The organism is Acinetobacter sp. V115_6 (genome assembly GCF_031799025.1).
Lineage (GTDB): Bacteria > Pseudomonadota > Gammaproteobacteria > Pseudomonadales > Moraxellaceae > Acinetobacter > Acinetobacter pittii.
In genome coordinates this window covers 615,909-632,898 of the sequence record NZ_JAVQNO010000021.1, presented here as the reverse complement: position 1 = coordinate 632,898, position 16,990 = coordinate 615,909, and the positions used below count along the sequence as shown (strand labels likewise).

The 16,990-nt window shown below is 37.7% G+C and carries 16 protein-coding genes and 1 pseudogene; 6 read left to right on the top strand and 11 right to left on the bottom strand.

Annotated features, from left to right (window positions below; all coding sequences use genetic code 11):
* Position 1 precedes the first annotated feature (1 nt).
* Genes tgnA through RMA94_RS11410 form a run of 3 tightly spaced genes read right to left on the bottom strand, consistent with a single transcriptional unit; the run spans position 2 to position 2,327 of the window.
* On the bottom strand, positions 2-934 hold the full coding sequence (gene tgnA, locus RMA94_RS11420; RefSeq protein WP_017399193.1) for a flavin-dependent trigonelline monooxygenase reductase component: 933 nt from the start codon (positions 932-934) through the stop codon (positions 2-4).
* 30 nt (positions 935-964) lie between these two features.
* Positions 965-1,756, bottom strand: coding sequence for an alpha/beta fold hydrolase (locus RMA94_RS11415; RefSeq protein WP_017385537.1), 792 nt, complete (start codon positions 1,754-1,756; stop codon positions 965-967).
* Positions 1,725-2,327 carry an amino acid synthesis family protein gene (locus RMA94_RS11410; RefSeq protein ID WP_311082966.1) on the bottom strand — a complete coding sequence of 201 codons (603 nt, stop codon included), beginning with the start codon at positions 2,325-2,327 and terminating at the stop codon, positions 1,725-1,727. The genes RMA94_RS11415 and RMA94_RS11410 overlap by 32 nt, the downstream gene beginning before the upstream one ends.
* A 152-nt stretch (positions 2,328-2,479) precedes the next feature.
* Here RMA94_RS11410 and RMA94_RS11405 point away from each other — a divergent pair, with 152 nt between their 5' ends.
* Together RMA94_RS11405 and RMA94_RS11400 are read left to right on the top strand one after the other, a co-directional pair.
* On the top strand, positions 2,480-3,142 hold the full coding sequence (locus RMA94_RS11405) for a GntR family transcriptional regulator (RefSeq protein ID WP_039765564.1): 663 nt from the start codon (positions 2,480-2,482) through the stop codon (positions 3,140-3,142).
* Between the two features lie 62 nt (positions 3,143-3,204).
* On the top strand, positions 3,205-3,489 hold the full coding sequence (locus RMA94_RS11400) for a DUF1330 domain-containing protein (protein ID WP_001277471.1): 285 nt from the start codon (positions 3,205-3,207) through the stop codon (positions 3,487-3,489).
* 67 nt (positions 3,490-3,556) lie between these two features.
* On the opposite strand, the gene RMA94_RS11395 is transcribed toward RMA94_RS11400, so the two are convergent.
* Together RMA94_RS11395 and RMA94_RS11390 are read right to left on the bottom strand one after the other, a co-directional pair.
* Positions 3,557-4,201, bottom strand: a complete 645-nt coding sequence (locus tag RMA94_RS11395; protein ID WP_311082963.1) for a glutathione S-transferase — start codon at positions 4,199-4,201, stop codon at positions 3,557-3,559.
* Positions 4,202-4,308: 107 nt separating this feature from the next.
* On the bottom strand, positions 4,309-4,863 hold the full coding sequence (locus tag RMA94_RS11390; protein WP_311082962.1) for a TetR/AcrR family transcriptional regulator: 555 nt from the start codon (positions 4,861-4,863) through the stop codon (positions 4,309-4,311).
* A 732-nt stretch (positions 4,864-5,595) separates the two neighbouring features.
* On the opposite strand from RMA94_RS11390, the gene RMA94_RS11385 reads away from it, so the two are divergent.
* From RMA94_RS11385 to RMA94_RS11370, 4 genes and pseudogenes are all read left to right on the top strand, one after another.
* Positions 5,596-8,091, top strand: coding sequence for a hypothetical protein (locus RMA94_RS11385; protein WP_311082961.1), 2,496 nt, complete (start codon positions 5,596-5,598; stop codon positions 8,089-8,091).
* Positions 8,092-8,310: 219 nt separating this feature from the next.
* Positions 8,311-8,763, top strand: coding sequence for a PAAR domain-containing protein (locus RMA94_RS11380; protein WP_130172846.1), 453 nt, complete (start codon positions 8,311-8,313; stop codon positions 8,761-8,763).
* Positions 8,756-9,052, top strand: a pseudogene (locus tag RMA94_RS11375) (PAAR domain-containing protein); the annotation flags it as partial. The gene RMA94_RS11380 and the pseudogene RMA94_RS11375, both read left to right, overlap by 8 nt.
* Positions 9,053-10,203: 1,151 nt before the next feature.
* A complete protein-coding gene (locus RMA94_RS11370; RefSeq protein WP_311082960.1) occupies positions 10,204-10,638 on the top strand; it encodes a hypothetical protein in 435 nt (144 codons plus the stop codon).
* Between the two features lie 189 nt (positions 10,639-10,827).
* Here the strand turns inward: RMA94_RS11370 and RMA94_RS11365 are convergent, their stop codons facing one another.
* The 6 genes from RMA94_RS11365 to RMA94_RS11340 form a co-directional block, all read right to left on the bottom strand.
* Positions 10,828-11,211, bottom strand: a complete 384-nt coding sequence (locus RMA94_RS11365) for a PaaI family thioesterase (RefSeq protein ID WP_311082959.1) — start codon at positions 11,209-11,211, stop codon at positions 10,828-10,830.
* Positions 11,212-11,288: 77 nt separating this feature from the next.
* Entirely contained in the window at positions 11,289-11,894 is a 606-nt protein-coding gene (locus tag RMA94_RS11360; RefSeq protein ID WP_311082958.1) for a DapH/DapD/GlmU-related protein, read from the bottom strand.
* Complete coding sequence (paaX, locus tag RMA94_RS11355; RefSeq protein WP_000062822.1) at positions 11,881-12,846, bottom strand: phenylacetic acid degradation operon negative regulatory protein PaaX; 966 nt, start codon at positions 12,844-12,846, stop codon at positions 11,881-11,883. The genes RMA94_RS11360 and paaX overlap by 14 nt, the downstream gene beginning before the upstream one ends.
* A gap of 53 nt (positions 12,847-12,899) precedes the next feature.
* Entirely contained in the window at positions 12,900-14,189 is a 1,290-nt protein-coding gene (paaK, locus tag RMA94_RS11350; protein WP_119685994.1) for a phenylacetate--CoA ligase PaaK, read from the bottom strand.
* 40 nt (positions 14,190-14,229) lie between these two features.
* Positions 14,230-15,438 carry a 3-oxoadipyl-CoA thiolase gene (gene pcaF / locus RMA94_RS11345; RefSeq protein WP_161281999.1) on the bottom strand — a complete coding sequence of 403 codons (1,209 nt, stop codon included), beginning with the start codon at positions 15,436-15,438 and terminating at the stop codon, positions 14,230-14,232.
* Between the two features lie 12 nt (positions 15,439-15,450).
* Complete coding sequence (locus RMA94_RS11340; RefSeq protein ID WP_311082956.1) at positions 15,451-16,989, bottom strand: 3-hydroxyacyl-CoA dehydrogenase; 1,539 nt, start codon at positions 16,987-16,989, stop codon at positions 15,451-15,453.
* Position 16,990 lies beyond the last annotated feature (1 nt).

Sequence of the window (16,990 nt, the reverse complement as noted above, 5' to 3'; positions counted from 1 at the left end):
ATTAAACTTCCTCTTTAACGATTTGACGAACTGTACCTGTTGTCTGATTTCCGTAATAAACACCATAAGTTTTCAAATGGTTTTCTTTGCGATAGCGCATCAACATACTTTCTAAAGCGCTGTCTACAAACTCTAGCTTTTCAAGATCATTTAAATCGACAAACTGACCTTTGGTGGCTTGAGCTACGGGTGTGTTGCATAAAAATGAAATATATTGCTGCTGGTTTTCAACGTTTTCATATACAGAATAAATGAAGTTGGCAGAAGCATCTGGCTGATATTGTGCAAAGATTTTCTCAAGCGCTTTATCGGCACCGTCTTTATCTACCATGACATGTGGAATAGTCCATTTATGTTCGGCAGTTTCTTCAAGCAAAATGGTATTTTCATGTCCAATAATTGCACTCATCACCACTTTAGGGCCAGAGATCACCTCGGCAGAAAGTTTGGCTGGTGTGAAATATCCACCACGATAATAACCAAGCCCTGCAAAACCTGTCGAAGCAAAATCTTCAACTTTACCAATTAAAATCGCATGGTCACCTGCATCGACAACTTGGTAGGTTGTACAGTCAAACCAGGCACTGACATGATTGATCAGCGGGTTTTGGCAAGCACTTTTTGACCATGAAAGATTTGCAAAACGGTCTTCGCTTGGACGAGCAAAGGTATTCGAAATATCCTTTTGCTCTTCTGCCAAAATATTGATTGCAAAATGAGTGGTATTTGCAAAGTTATGATAATTGCTTGATGTCTTGGCAATACTCACTAGAAGTAAAGCTGGGTCCAAAGACACCGAAGCAAAAGAGTTCGCTGTAAAGCCAAGTGGCGTTCCATCTTCTTTACAGGTTGTGACCACGGTAACGCCTGTCATAAATGACCCGAAAGCATCACGTAGTTCACGCATTTTATTGATAGTATCCATTTCACTCATTGTTATATTCCTTCAGCAATGTGTGGCAAATTAAACGCTGGTTTCCAACCACGCTTGCATTGCATTATTCACTTTGTCAGGTGCAGTTAAGTTCACCATATGACGTTCATTTTCAATGACTATTGCAGTGCCATGCTTTGCCTGATTCGCCATTTGCAAAGCCATTTCTGCAGTTGAATTCGGATCATCCGTTCCGGTCAACACCAAAGCAGGACAAGTGATCTTTGACCAGTCATCTGCATAGGTTTCATCGCCTTGCGCAAAAGCAGAATATGCAGTGGTATAGCCAGACAAGTCGACATTTTCGAGCCAAGTTTTTACTTTGGCTGCTGCTATACGCTCAACTTCACTTTCGCCAAACCAGCGCTGTAATGGAGTCTCGACATCAATACGGCCTGTTTTTAACTCTTCAGCTCTTTGGATGACTGCATTACGTGCCTGTGTTGTACGTTTATATACACCATTGAGCACCGCCATCCGTTTAACCAAATCAGGTCGAGTAACGCTGACACCTGTCGTAATCAGTGATCCCATTGAATGCCCTGCTAAATTTACCGGGCCTAAATTTAAGGCTGTAATAAATTCGATGGTCCATTCAACAAAATCTTGTAATTTTGCGTCTGCCGGTAATTTGGTACTTTGACCATGTCCCGGCATATCCACTGAAATTACATGATAGTGTTTAGAAAAATATTCAATTTGTGGATACCATGCCGCAGCTTGCATTCCCACTCCATGGATCAGAACCAGAGGCTCTCCTTCGCCTTGCTCAAAATAGTGAGCAATACGGTTATTTGACAGCTGCAGGGTTTTTGACATCATGACCTAACTCTTCCAAATCTTTATAACGATCACCAATACGGTGATGTGGTCGACCACCTGTTGCTGCACCAATCACAACAACCAGCTCATCGGCAGCAGGTGCATCTGGAATTGCAAATTGCAATGTTAAGTAATGAGAACGACGGCCTTCGTCATTTTTATCCATCATTGGAATTAAAATCGGCGCATTTGCTGGGCCACGGGTATTGTTAAATGCCAAATAAGATTTCGCCCCGACAGCACTACGGTAAGTATTACCAAAATGTAAGGTGTGGATTAAAGCTGATGCATGCTCAAGTTCACCATTTAAGCCCACCACTGCACTTTTGCCAAAAGCTTCAACGGCTTCACCAGAACCCACTTCATCAAGAATAAGCTTGGTTAAATGTTCGCTTAAGATTGGCGCGATATGACGAATTTCCGGTGTTAGGTTTTCTACATAACCTTGCCCTGCCCACGGGTTTTTAATGACCGCTGCGGCTGCCACCATTTTTAAAGGCTTTGCTGCTTCTTTACCGCCATCTACATAAGTGGTTTCTACATGAAGCACTGTTTTACGTATAAGTTCCATTGCTCTTCCTTGCAAGTAAATTATCTTGTCATTCGTATTATGGTATACCATAATACATACTGAAAAAAAAGCAAGAGTTTGCTATGCTAATTTTCATTGAAAAACATGTGATGAAACTCAACATGTTAAAAAACAGGAAAATTTAATTATTTATGAATCTTAAAATTGAAAACCCGCCCGTAACTTTACGAGAGCTGTGTTTAGATAAAGTGCGTAATGCCATTATTACAGGCTATTTCCCTTCAGGAAAAAGACTGGTTGAAAGAACGTTATGTGAAGAACTCGGCGTGAGCCGTTCTGTGGTTCGCGAAGTGATTCGTTATTTAGAAGCAGAAGGTTTGGTCGAGATTTTGCCAAATAAAGGCCCTATCGTTTCGCTACTTAACTGGGACATCGCTTCACAGATTTATGAAATTCGTCTTTTATTAGAGCAAAGTGCTGTGGTTGACTGCACTAAAAACCTCGATGAAAAAACTGCTGAAAAATTAAAGCTTCTATTAGAAGATCTTAAAGCTGCTTTTGCTGCCGATGACATCAATCTGATTATTGCGACCTCAACCCAGCTTTATCAAACCATCTTTACTACAGCAAAACACCATATTGCGTGGGAAGTGGTGCAACGCTTAAATGGCCGAATTAGCCGTCTTCGTGCCATGACTATGAAATCGACAAAGCGTGAAATTTCAGGTTATCAACGTATTAAAAATATGTGTGAAGCTATCTACCTTCACAAAGACCCTGAAAAGGCAAAACAAGCGGTTGCTGAACATATTGCCGAAGCTGCTGCTGTCGCAAAAAATATTTTAGATGCGTGAAATCACAAATTTTACGAAAAGGTAAATAAACCTTTATTGAATGAATTATAGGGAAATACGATATGTCTGCTTACTGGATTGCTCATGTCACCATTCATGATATGGAACAATATAAACAATATATGGCCACTGCTCCGCAAGCTTTCCAAAAGTATGGTGCCAAGTTTCTTGCGCGTGGTGGTGCCTCAGAAGTTTTAGAGGGACAAGAGTTTGAACGTCATGTGGTCATTGAGTTTCCAGATATGGAAACTGCACGTGAATGTTATTTTTCACCTGAATATCAACTTGCCAAAAGTAAACGCCAAGGCTGCTGTGATGTCATGGTGAGTTTTGTTGAAGGGATCTAAATTGCTGAATTGATTTCTCAACTTGGGAAATCAATTCTATTTTTAAGTGCTTAAGGGTATTTCGTTTTTAGGCATTGTTTTGGTGATGAAGATTTTGTTCTATAGACATGGCTTTTTGCCAGCTTTCTAGGTTTTCGAGGCTTTTTACATATTGCTCAATATTGAGATATTTTGATCGAATATTTAAAGAATTAATTAGACCATAGACTACGAAACCAATCATAAAATCTGCACCCGTTAAGCAATCGCCTACTAAGAATTTTTTGCCTACTAATTGTTGATCTAAATATGAAAATACTTTATCCAACTCAGTACGCGCATATTGATCCAAGAACTTTAATTGAGTGCCATTTTTTAACTCAATCGAATTAAAAATATTTAATAAATATGGAACCATAGCTGAACTTTCTGAAAAATGAACCCATTGTAAATAATCAAGATAACTGTCTGAATCTTTTGCGGGCATAAGTTGAGGAGCAAACTTTTCAATCAAAATTTCTACAATGGCACCTGATTCAGCAATTACTTTTCCATTAAGTTCAATCACAGGCGATTTTCCTAAGGGATGAATATTTTTTAATTCTTGAGGTGCAAGATTTGTAGTTTTATCACGAAAATAACTTTTTAATTCATAAGGTTGATTAATTTCTTCAAGTAACCACAGAATGCGAAATGAGCGTGAAGCATTTAAATGATGAAGAATAATTGACATTAATTTTCTCTTTTAAACTAGAAGGTCAACAAAGTAAGACCTCACTATATAGATTAGTAGACGACCGGTCTAATATTTTTTGTTATCAGCCCAGCATTTTACATCACCTACCTAAACTGCATAAAAAAACAATCCAACATCTTTTCCTGATCAATTGCCCCATCTGAACTTAAAAGCTGAATAATTGCGCCTTCAATCATATATAAGAATAGTTTGGCGTCTTGAAAAGTTGCATCGGTTTTTAGTTTTATAAGCTGGCTATAGATTTCATTCAGCAGCCATGTGCGATATCTCACTGCGGTGATATAGGCTTTTGGATAACTCAGTTTCGCTTCAAACATGGCTTTAAATAATAGGTAGTACATCCCCTCTACATCGGTATGTAAGAAATAAAGCTGTTTGAGTTTATCGGCCGCGCTTGTGTCTTGGCCGTACTCTACAATGGAGACCACTTTTTCTTTTAATCGTTCTTTCTGCACGATCAAACAGATTTCAATAAATCGTTCTTTTGAATGAAAAAAGTTATAAAAAGTCGCTTTGGTGATTTCACATTCTTTGACGATTCGATCTACCCCAACGGTATGAAAGCCACGATGGTGAAATAAATCAATCGACTTGTTGATGACTTGTATGGCACGGGAAGAAAGCACTAACTTTGGCATAGTTTTACCGTTATAAATTCTTGTTGTTTCTAAATGAGATAAAAAGCCTGTGCCCTTTTTGGGAGAAAAAAAGGCACAGCAAAGCCGTAAAGACTGTGCTTGGCACATCTCAAGTTTTGTTGTTGCTAAGTTTTAAGTAAAAAAGACTTTAAGCCTGAAAACCTTAGGGCGTTCAAGCTGCTTTAAATTTTAAGCTGTGTCGTTATAGCTTTTGGCATTGAGAGCCAAGAAATAATGGATGTGCAAAGCCAACTCCTTTTTATTGGGAGTTCTGCCGACATTAAAATTATGGTGGCAGAACGAAGGGGGTTCGCGGACTGGCCTTAAGACTCCAGCACACCCAAGGGTGTCCCCCTCCGTTCCACCATAGAGGGGGCACGAGGGTGTACACACTAAAAGTATAAAACCTTTAATGCTCCTAAGGGACGGTCCGCGACGACCGACTGGCAATGTGGCCAGCAGGCAAAGAATAGTGCCCAACCCTTTTGCAGTCAAGCATGCAAAATGCCATTTGTTTTAAATTAAATCATTAGAAAAGTAAGGCTAAATAATGGGTGGGTTATTGTTAAGTGGGGGTTGTGGAGGGTTATGGAAATGTAATTAAAAATGGATGTGTTAAGTTGAAAACTCAGTCGAACATTTTGATAAAATTAATAAAATGCTATAAAAATACTTATTCATACCTTGTACAAAAGATTCATAACAATCATCATTTTTAAAAGAAAGGCTTCCATGGAAAGACTAACAGACTCAAAAAGATTAGAAAAAGATGTACAAATTGATATCCATAAACGGCCAATTAAGATTGCTTTCTTTATTTCGGATGAAGAAAATGAAAATAACCATTTAATTCTTGATGAAATTTTTAAATATTCTTATACCTGTTGGGGTGGAGCGAGGTTTTTAATTCTCCCTCTTAATTCTGATGAAGAAAGCTATTTAGAATGGTTAAGCTTTTATGATGCAGATATTGTTTACAGCTATATAAAACTAACTGATGAGCAAATCCAGAAAGTTGAAAATATCAACTCTCCTGCTCTTTTGATAGAACATGATTTTGGAAATGCGCAAAAATATTTTCCTGTAAATATATCGTTCTATAACCCAATAAAGTCCATATCTACAGTTTATAGTCCTTATATATTTAGTTATTTAAGAAATAAAGCAACCAATACTCCAATAAGTCTAATTACACAGTTTTCTCCTGAAGCCGGAGATCGATTCATAACTGATAATTTTGGCAACCAATTAGACACAAATATGTATCTAAACGAACTTAGAGAAGTTTTTAATACATATTGTCTTTCTATAGAAGATATTCCTCCTAATAATCATGTAGGAACTACATTAGTTAAATCTAGAACAGAAATTTTAGATTTATTGGCAAACCGAGAAGCCACTACAGTTGCTCATTTAGCAAGAATTCATACTGAATCAATTGAAACGGTAATTAATCATTCTCTTAAAAATGCTTTTTCAATAGTTATAGGTTCTAGCGTTAAAGATCGAATATCACTCTGGAACATAAGACATTTTCACAATAGTGATCTAAGTGATTCTATTTACTCACTTATTATTAGTGAAGAGCAATTTAATGATAATTGTTTTTTAAAAACTCTCGGAAAATATTTAAGTAATCTAAATTTTTTGCATCCTGGATCAGGGCCATATCAAGTTTCATTGTTTTCTCAAAGTTTATCATTAGAAAGCTTAGAACAAAAAAAAGATATTCTGCAAGAATTCACTTATAATTCAATAATTGTTCCTTCCTACTACTCAAAAAGAATACTCCCCATTGAATACTCTGAACTCAAATATTCACTTCATACAAAAGATAATTCCACACTTTCTATTTCAGAAAATCCTTCCACAATTTTTATTAATGGACCTAAACACTTAAGATATATACCTTTAAAATTTCAAAATCATGGTTTTGGAGACTTTGCGATAGAATGTGATATAGATCGACACAATAACTTATCTAGATACTCAAATGTTATAGATAAATGGATTTTACCTAAGAGAGCATATTTATCTAAAGTCTTTGGAAGAAAATTTGAAAGGATAAGTAAGAACGGTTTACCTATTTCACTTAATGGTAAAACAGTTAATTATTTTAAAAGAAGTGTTGAAAATGAGGAGTTTCAAATTGCAATAAATTTACCCGAAGACTTAGATCTGCTTAACTACCTTTTAACTCAAAAAAATAAATATCATCATGCAGATATACGTAATAATCTGCCTAAATCAAAAATTGAATATATAGCTAATTCTGACAAAGGGAAAAACTTTAATGGGGTAATTTCTTTATTTAAAAAACTTCATATTGCTTCGAACTTTTTAACTAACATGCTATGGAAAGATTTATTTCAACATGCTTCACATAGAAATAAAAAAGAAGATTATCTATACACTCGTAATGATTTAAATGGTTTTTTAACAAAACACAGGAATAATTCATTTCTTACTTATATTAATAAAAAAATGAATTTTAAGAAACCTATTCATGCTTCACAATACCTCACAGCATGTTTTAATGATGCACTCAATGAATTAATAAAGTATAAATTTTTTCATCCTGTATACACTTGGAACTGTAGATATTGTGGTTATAAAAATTTAAAAACTGTTGACTCTATTAAACTATATAACAATTGTGAAGTCTGTGAAGAGCAGCATATGACTCCTACAGGTAAAGAGTTCGAATGGGAGTACTTGCTTAATAAATTCATTCATAAGACTATATTAGAACACAATGGTTTTAATGTATTATGGGCTTTAAATTTTATTCAAAATATAGGTTATAAAAATTCTTTTCTATATTTACCTGAAGTTAATATTTACTATAAAGATAAAAAATCAAGTCATATTAATGAGATTGACTTATTAGGTATATATGATGGAATTTTTTTTGCTGGAGAAGCTAAACGTACAGCAGAATATTTTTTAACTGATAGAGAAGCAGATAAATTTATAGATTTAATAGAATATATGTCTCCCGATGAGGCTTTTCTAGCTTTTGGTAAATATTCTGAAGATGAAACAAAAGTAGAAGAAATAAAATCTAATTTAGAAGATTTTAGAAAAAGATTTGCAGCTCAATTTAAGAATATTAAGCTTACTATTCTTACATTTGAAGACTTCATAAAATTTTCATCACCTGCTATTGATTTCGGTATACGCGGAAATAATGTATATGCATTTTTTGAAAAACTAGATTCTCAATGAAAATCTAATCAAGCAAAAAAAGAATATTTCGATTCGAACCTAAATATGTTTCTTAGAAAAGTAAATAATTAATACAACCATTCAAGCCCCCCCCTAAACCTATAGGTTAGGGACTCTTCAATCATATGAATTCTTTAAATTTACACAAAAACAGACAGATCTGTATATTTTTATTTGTTATTATTCGATCTACTTATGAAAATAAAAAGGGCTTATAGTTTGGCTACACCAAAGTTTTTAAATGAATTACCTGTAGAGCAATTATTCAAATTATCTGAAGAAGAGGTTACTCAAGCTATAGAGGCAGAACAGCTTTACTATCATAACAAACCACACACTGTATATTATCTTGCTATGAATGGTTCAAAAACGCGAAATGGTGGCTTAGTTAGAGCTTTAAATGCTAACTATAAAATTGGTGGTATTACTATTGCCTCTATAGGCGATGAAGCTATATATACCGATGGAACCACTTCTAAAATTATTTCAGGTGCAGGTGTTTCCTGCATTGTTAATGGAAAGTCAGTAGCTTTAGTAGGAAGCCGCTTGGAAAATGGCGATGAAATTATTGATAGTCCCAATACTTCAGTTGCTATCCGAATTTTTCAAGATCAACCAACTCCTAAAAACTTTTTAAACCATGATAACTCTCAAGGATTCAAACATGGCTAAAGGTTTTGCTATTCACAATGCTATTACTGATCATGGCGGAATTATTCCATCAACTCAATCTAGAAGTTCACAGCTAGGTAATTTATTCGTTAGAGCTGGCGATGGGCATATGTGCCCTAAATGTAAGTGTTGGTCTACGGTGGTTAAAAGTCATGATCATGTGATTATGGATGGCAAACCAGTAGCTTATGCTGGAGATAAGGTAACATGCGGTGCAATGATTCTACCTCAACAAAGTCATGTTGTTGGGGAAAGTGGTAGTGGAAGCTCAAGTACCACAAATTCTAGTTTTCAGCCCACCAATACTCAACAGAAAAACAATTTTATGGATGATGCAATAAAGAAAAATAAAATTGTTTTAAAAGATGTAATGGTTAAACCATTTATACCTTTAGGAGCACCTAAGCCAGATGGTTCTCCAAGTAATAGCAATTTAATTTTCTCTGGTTCAACTATTAATGCAATATTTGAGGCTATCGTCTTAGAAGTTAAAAAAGATGGAAAATTTATAGAAGTAAAAAGAATCGAGGGGGCATTTCAAGGCACTAAAGAATTTAAAATCCAATGGGATGGATTCATTCAGGACATATATGACAGTAAATTCATGACAGGCTCAAATGGTGTCATGTTTAGAGTTAAAGGTATTAATGGTGGTAGTGCTATAGCCTTAGATGAAAAAACTTTTAATTTTAAATATTTTAATAAAGACTGGATGGATGTTGTAATTAATAGAAAAAAATTAAAAGTAGATATTACCCTTAGAGTTAATTTTGTTGATGGTGGTGCTAAAGGTCTTTATAACGGACACTTGGTCCCAGCAAGTCAAATAAAAATACGTCGAGTGCAACCTTATTCAACACAAACTAAGGATTTTTCACAACTTCTACAATTATCAATTGATGGAATTAATTATTATTGGAGTAGAAATCAATTCCATGCAACGGGTAAAAATATTTCTTTAGATGGCAAAAACTATGAAGTTTTTGTAAAAGCAAAAATCTCTAAAGTAAATGCTATGCCAGAAATGAAATTAACATATGTCACCAATGTTGATCCAAATGACCCAATGTTTAGAAGTTCAAATTCAGCCCTATCAAGAAAAACAGCATATATAACTGGATATTTATATTTTGATAGAACAACGTGGGGATTCTATCCAGAAACGGTATCGGACAAATCATTTAAAGAAACAATAGCTCATGAAACAGGCCATGCTATTGTAGAAGCTTATGGAGGAGTCATGGATTCTATAACGCATCATGGTTCATCAGAGATTTGGCAAGTTCCAAAATCTGGGACAAGCTATCCTACATCAGGAGAAATAGATTTGATGAAATATGCCAAAGGTAATTTAACAGCAATTCCAAATTGGGATAAAAATATGGTTGCAAATAAAAAAGATGTAACTGGGCTTTTATTTATTTCAGGAATCTCAAAACAATGAAAAAAATAATAACACTGCTACTCTTTTTTTGTATGACAGTAACTCTTTCAGCTTGCTCGCAGAAAGAAATTTATCTTACTCCAGAAGTGACAGGCTATATTTATAATAATGCTACGAAAGAACCTCTAAGACAACAAAAAGGCTTTATTGGATTTAATGGCTTAACTCCAAATGATGCTCCCGAGCTTGTTTTAAATAAAGATGGTAGTTTCACATTAAAACCTATTGCAAAAAAATATTACCTTTTTAAACCAGACATGCATGAGTACTCTAACATGGCTGCTTTAATTTATATTAGTTTTGATGGGTTTAAGGTAAAGGATATAGATTATTCTGAGGAGACATATAAAAGAATAAAAGCTGATGAAGGTGAATTCAGACCTTATAAAAAGGTTAATTTAGGTGTTGTTTATCTAGACCCTGAAAAATAAAGCCCCTTCACGACTCATTATTTATAAAAGATGAGTAGCTAATGTAGTCTAACTAAAGCACACCCTTTTCAATAAACCAAAGCTAAGTACGATAACTATGACTTAGCTTTGGAACATAACCAGCCTATTCAACGCTTTTATTAATTTAAATAATTTCTGCTCTGAGTCTCCTCGCCCCATAAATACATATCACGGTGCAAGTCTGTAACACGTAGATGTAAACAAAGCGACTCTATTATTTAAACCGTCTGTTATCACAACTTCATAATGCGCAAATTTTTTACTACTTCCAACTTTCGTTGCCGTTGCAAATAACACCCTATCTTTCGCACCGCTCATATAGCGAATATCAGCCTGTAGGCCAGTATATGGCGCATCCCCTGCATTACAAGCCATCGCAAAAGCAATATCGGCTAAAGAAAATATGACCCCACCATGCACGCCGCCCAAGGCATTCATGTGCTCGTCTTTCACATTAAGCTGACAACGCGCTTCATCAAAACTGCGATGCAGCACTTGAACACCCAATAGCTCTGCGAATTGATCAATCGCAGTATTTTCCATTTTTTGCACAAACGTCTCCCTACTCGTGCGAGTATTCCTTAAGTGTTATAAACTTATGTGTATTGAAATCGACTGATTAAAAGCCGTTAAACACTATCTTGTTTAATCTGATAGTTTGAAGAACTAAAGTCCTTATAGGTCAGGCGGTCATCCAACTCTGAGCTTAAAGGCTGAACTTCTTGCATTGAGTTTAAGCAGCGCTGTGCAAGCTCAATGTATTCTTGCGTGCCGCGAGTTTTCCACTTTTTTTCTTGTTCTGATAAATCACGCGCAACCTTGGCAGGACTTCCCATTGCCAATACATTTGCCGGAATAACATCTTTAGTTTTGACCAGACTATTTGCACCAATAATGGTATTTTCACCAATTTCGGCATAGTCCAAAATTACGCTGTTCATGCCGACCAAAACATTTTTACCAATGTGGCAACCATGCAAAATTGCCCCATGCCCAATGTGCCCCATTTCCTCAACTAAAGTCACACTTTGCGGAAAGCCATGTACGGTGCAGCTATCTTGTATATTGGCATTTTGCTTAATATGAATACGACCAAAATCGGCACGCAATGAAGCAAATGGTCCTACATATACGCCCGCTTCAATAATCACATCACCAATTAAAACAGCAGTTGGGTGTACAAAAGCGTCTGGGCTAACGACTGGAATAACACCGTCAATACTATAACAAGGCATGATTTAACCTCTCATTTGTCGCCACCAAACCTCCGAAACGGCGCCAATAGTGTGCTGTGGCATTTGGCATTGGTCCTTCTGCTGTTGCAGCAACAGACAAGAAGTATTCATCCGCAGGTTCAAATACTTTTTTATAAATATTCATTGATAACGTTCGTGCACTAATCGCGGGCCAGTCAGTTGGCAACAATTCAAGCGGTAATGCAGGGTCTTTCAACAAAATCCGTCGATAATAATGAATCAGCAAAGTTCGAATTTGAAAGGCCTGAACAGGTTCGAGTTGTTCGTTTTCCTGCATCAGCAACACGCCAATTTCTCTAAAAATATCGAGAAACTGTAGATATCTTTGGCGCAATTCATCGATGGGCCAGTTAGTTCTGAGCATACGACCAATGGTATCGACCGAATTATTAAAAAGCTGCAAGGTTTCGGCTTTAAATACCACCACCTGCTCACTCATATTTAAGTCAACCAACAAGCGTTGCAGTTCAATACGGTTACAACCCGGATAAGCCATTAAGTTTGTCGAAATATTGGCAAATCCTAACCATTCGAGTTCTTTCTTTAACAACGCTTTATTTTCAGTATCGAGGCTAGACATCAGAATAAGATCCCAATAATGGTCCCACTCTTTCATCTGGTCGTTATAAATGCGTTGCTCGGCCTGCAAATAAGTCGAACGGCTTGAATCGGTAATTCGATAAAAACTGGTTCTGCCGATTTTGTCTGAACATAACCAATCATTTTTAACTAAACGAAAAACAGAGGTTCTTACAGCGCGGTCATTAAAACCAAATAGCTCTAATAACTGAATCAGGCTTGCAAGACTAATGTTTCCACCCCGATGAAGTACTGAATCTCCAAAAATTGTCGAAATAAGCGAAGTTCCACTTAAGGTTTCATTCTTTACAACAGAATCAATTATTTGCTGTATTTTTGCACTCATACTCATGTCTTGGCGTTTAGTTTCAGGGTATAGATTCTATACCCTGAATGATCTTGATGTTAAGCAATCTGACGCATATCGATTACCCGCTTTGCCTTGCCTTCCGAACGAGGTAAGGTCGCTTCTGTCACAACTTCTACAGTAACGCTAATTCCAATCATAGTTTTAATGCGTTTCATCAACTCCTGAGCAAGTTGATTGGCCTGTATAGTACAGTTATGACACATCTCTGTACGAATATGCAAAGTATCCATATGACCTTTTTTGGTCACCAAAATTTCATAATTTGGAACTAAATGCGGAACTTGCAAAATTTGCTCTTCAATTTGAGTCGGGAAAACGTTTACGCCGCGAATAATTAGCATGTCGTCACTGCGGCCCACAATTTTATCCATTTTGCGCATTGCCAGATTTTCTCCCGCCAGTAAACGGGTCAAATCACGGGTACGGTAACGAATAATCGGTAAGCCTTCTTTGGTAATGGTGGTAAAGACTAGCTCGCCAAGTTCGCCATCTTTACAGACTTCACCTGTTTCAGGGTTAATAATTTCTGGATAGAAATGATCTTCCCAAATGGTTAATCCCTCGCCCTCACCTAGACATTGCATGGCAACACCCGGACCCATCACCTCAGACAAACCATAAATATCGAGTGCTTTAATATTGAGGCGTTCTTCAATTTCACGGCGAAGTTCATTGGTCCAAGGCTCGGCACCAAAAATACCCACTTTTAAAGACGTATTACGTGCAGTACCAAATTGTTGTTCGAGCTTTTCAATAATGCTCACGCAATACGATGGCGTAACCATAATTGCAGTCGGTTTAAAGTCTTGAATAAGCTGAACTTGCTTTTCAGTTTGCCCGCCAGACATAGGAATAACCGTTGCACCTAAGCGCTCAGCACCATAATGTGCACCTAAACCACCTGTAAACAGTCCATAGCCATAAGCCACCTGAACCATGTCTTTCGCAGTTAAACCTGCCATGCGTAAGCAACGCGCAACAATGTCCGACCAAGTATTAATATCTTTTTGGGTATAACCCACCACTGTCGGTTTACCCGTTGTGCCTGATGATGCATGTAAACGCACAATTTGCTCTTGTGGCACAGCAAACATCCCAAACGGATAGTTGTCTCTTAAATCCTGTTTGGTGGTAAATGGAAACTTTGCCAGATCATCTAAAGTCACGAAGTCATTAGGATGTACACCTGCTTCATCGAACTTTTTCTTATAGACCGGACTATTTTCATATACAAAAGTCAGGGTTTGTTTTAACCGTTTCGTTTGCAGCTCTCTAAGCTCTGCAAGTGTTAATTGCTCAACATTATCCATTGTAAGGCTGTCCATCGCCTCTCTCCTCATTATGTAATTTTAAAAACCGTCTGAATTAATTTAAGTTTTCCAAAATCAGTGCGACGCCTTGTCCAACACCTACACACATCGTGCAAAGTGCATAGCGTCCACCTCGTTTTTTTAGCTCACGTGTTGCGGTAATCACTAAACGTGTACCACTCATACCGAGCGGATGGCCTAACGCAATCGCACCGCCATTTGGGTTAACGCGTTCATCGTCATCTTTTAGACCGAGTTCACGCATACAAGCCAAAGATTGGGCTGCGAATGCTTCATTTAGCTCAATCACATCCATCTGATCTAGCGTTAAACCTGTTTGCTTTAAAATTTTCTGCACAGCTGGAACAGGACCTATACCCATATATTTGGGTTCAACCCCTGAACTTGCAATACCAATCACGCGTGCTAAAGGTTTTAAATCATGTGTATCTGCAAATTCACGGTTGGTAATTAATACACATGCGGCGCCATCATTTACACCAGAGGCATTTCCGGCAGTCACCGAACCACCTTCTTTTCTAAAAGGCGCTTTTAGCTTAGCGAGTGCTTCAAGTGTTGTTTCACGCGGATGTTCATCGCGGTTCACAACGTTCACGTTTTTCTTACGGTCTACAATCTCGACAGGCAAAATCTCTTCGTTAAAAAAACCGTTTTGTTGGGCAGCAGCTGTTTTTTGTTGGCTACGCAATGCAAACGCATCTTGATCTTCACGACTAATCTGATATTTTTCAGCTACATTTTCGGCAGTTTCCGGCATGCTGTCGGTGCCGTATTGTGCTTTAAGTTGCTTATTTACAAAGCGCCAGCCAATGGTGGTGTCATAAATTTCAGGTGTACGGCTAAACGCTTCGGTCGGTTTAGCTTGTACAAATGGCGCACGACTCATCGACTCAACACCACCTGCCAACACAAACTGTGCTTCACCTGCTTTAATTGAGCGTGCTGCAAGTCCTACCGCATCTAAACCTGATGCACATAAGCGATTGATCGTCATGGCTGGTACTGTGTCAGGTAAGCCTGCCAAGAGTGTTGCCATACGTGCAACGTTACGGTTGTCTTCACCTGCTTGGTTAGCACATCCTAAAAACACTTCGTCTACCGTATTCCACGGCAAGTTCGGGTGCTTATCTTTTAAATATTTGATGGGCAATGCAGCTAAATCATCTGCACGTACAGCACTTAAGGCACCTGCATATCGTCCAATTGGGGTACGAATAAAATCGCAAATTAAAACGTCTTCCATGTTGACTCCTGATTATGCAAATTCGGTCATATCACGTGAATATTGAGTAGCAATGTTTTGAGTTTTTGCTACATATTGCTTGAGGTAGATACTCGCGCGATATTTTTCCTCTCCATATAGTGCATATAAGTTATTTAAGGTTTGGAGCACATAAGCACCACCCATTTGTGTCAACCACTGGTAAGGACCCTTAGGATAATTCACTCCATATTTCATGGCATTATCAATATCTTCCAGACTCGCAACTCCATGTAAACTTGCTTCGCAGGCTTCATTAATGAGTAAAGCGATGGTGCGTAAGGTTAATAGTGCCGGATGGTCTTTAATCCACATCACGCTGATACCAAACTGTGCAAAGTAAGCTTCAACTTTAGCTAGATCACTTGCTTCACAAAGTTCGTTATGACTGAGTACTAAAGCCTCTGCCTGCTCAAAATCATGATGCCAATCCATTAAAACCACTTTACGGCTTAAGTAATGAATATTGGCCGACTCACCTTGGCTTAAACGCAAGTCGATATCATCAATTTGAAGAATATTGTCGTCACTCGCAGATCCGCTTTTTAAACCTAAACGCGTTAAAAAAGCTGGTAGCTGAGACCAAGTCCCTTTTAGCTGAATATGAGCATCAACTGGTTTGGCAACTACAGCTTGAGGCTGAAATGTCTCGTACTGATTTTTTTCGTTATAACTATAAAATCCCTGTTTTGACTTACGGCCCCAAGCACCCGCATCGACCAATTCTTTTTGAATGAGGCTTGGGCGGTAGCGTGGTTCGTAAAAGAACTCTTGGTAAACACTTTGGGTTACCGAAAAGTTAACATCTTGCCCAATGAGGTCGGTGAGTTCACACGGCCCCATCGCAAAACCGCCGCATTGCTTTAAGGCATAGTCTAGCTGGTCGTAGCTAGTGACTTGTTCTTGCAGTGCTCTAAAGCCTTCTGCATAAAACGGACGTGCAATTCGGTTAACAATAAAACCAGGAGTCGACTTGGTGAGTACCGGAATTTTTTTCCAGCCGAGCATCAAGTTTTTTAAGGCCAAACATAGGCTGTTTGGTGTTTTTAAGCCTTGTACAATTTCAACCAATTTCATGACTGGCGCAGGGTTAAAAAAGTGTAAACCCACTACGCGCTCAGGGTGAGCAATGCCAGCCGAAATTGCAGTCACTGAAATTGAAGATGTGTTACTTGCAAAAATAGTTTGCGCACTACAAATTTCAGCAAGCTGTTTAAATAAAGACTGTTTAACTTCTTTTTTCTCAACAACTGCTTCAATCACCAAGTCAGCATCACGCAGCGCTTCAATTTGATTGACCACCGTTAAACGTGCTAAAGCTTCATCAGCTTGCTGCTGAGTGAGCTTGCTCTTTTCAACCAGCTTTTTAAACGTCTGCCCTAAGCCTTGAGCGGCTTGTTGCGCTTTTTGAGCGTCCAGATCATATAAAACGGTCGAGTGGCCATTGACGATGGCTAACTGGGCAATGCCGATGCCCATGGTGCCAGAACCAATGACGGCAATTCGGGCACAAGATAAATCTAAATCTGTCATG

Bases quoted from the DNA above. Each gene is read 5' to 3' on its own strand.
- RMA94_RS11410 (WP_311082966.1), bottom strand. From the start codon at position 2,327: ATGGAACTTATACGTAAAACAGTGCTTCATGTAGAAACCACTTATGTA.
- RMA94_RS11340 (WP_311082956.1), bottom strand. From the start codon at position 16,989: ATGACAGATTTAGATTTATCTTGTGCCCGAATTGCCGTCATTGGTTCT.
- RMA94_RS11405 (WP_039765564.1), top strand. From the start codon at position 2,480: ATGAATCTTAAAATTGAAAACCCGCCCGTAACTTTACGAGAGCTGTGT.
- RMA94_RS11370 (WP_311082960.1), top strand. From the start codon at position 10,204: ATGAAAAAAATAATAACACTGCTACTCTTTTTTTGTATGACAGTAACT.
- pcaF (WP_161281999.1), bottom strand. From the start codon at position 15,438: ATGGAAGACGTTTTAATTTGCGATTTTATTCGTACCCCAATTGGACGA.
- RMA94_RS11400 (WP_001277471.1), top strand. From the start codon at position 3,205: ATGTCTGCTTACTGGATTGCTCATGTCACCATTCATGATATGGAACAA.
- RMA94_RS11385 (WP_311082961.1), top strand. From the start codon at position 5,596: ATGGAAAGACTAACAGACTCAAAAAGATTAGAAAAAGATGTACAAATT.
- RMA94_RS11360 (WP_311082958.1), bottom strand. From the start codon at position 11,894: ATGCCTTGTTATAGTATTGACGGTGTTATTCCAGTCGTTAGCCCAGAC.
- RMA94_RS11395 (WP_311082963.1), bottom strand. From the start codon at position 4,201: ATGTCAATTATTCTTCATCATTTAAATGCTTCACGCTCATTTCGCATT.
- tgnA (WP_017399193.1), bottom strand. From the start codon at position 934: ATGAGTGAAATGGATACTATCAATAAAATGCGTGAACTACGTGATGCT.
- RMA94_RS11415 (WP_017385537.1), bottom strand. From the start codon at position 1,756: ATGATGTCAAAAACCCTGCAGCTGTCAAATAACCGTATTGCTCACTAT.
- paaK (WP_119685994.1), bottom strand. From the start codon at position 14,189: ATGGACAGCCTTACAATGGATAATGTTGAGCAATTAACACTTGCAGAG.
- RMA94_RS11390 (WP_311082962.1), bottom strand. From the start codon at position 4,863: ATGCCAAAGTTAGTGCTTTCTTCCCGTGCCATACAAGTCATCAACAAG.
- paaX (WP_000062822.1), bottom strand. From the start codon at position 12,846: ATGAGTATGAGTGCAAAAATACAGCAAATAATTGATTCTGTTGTAAAG.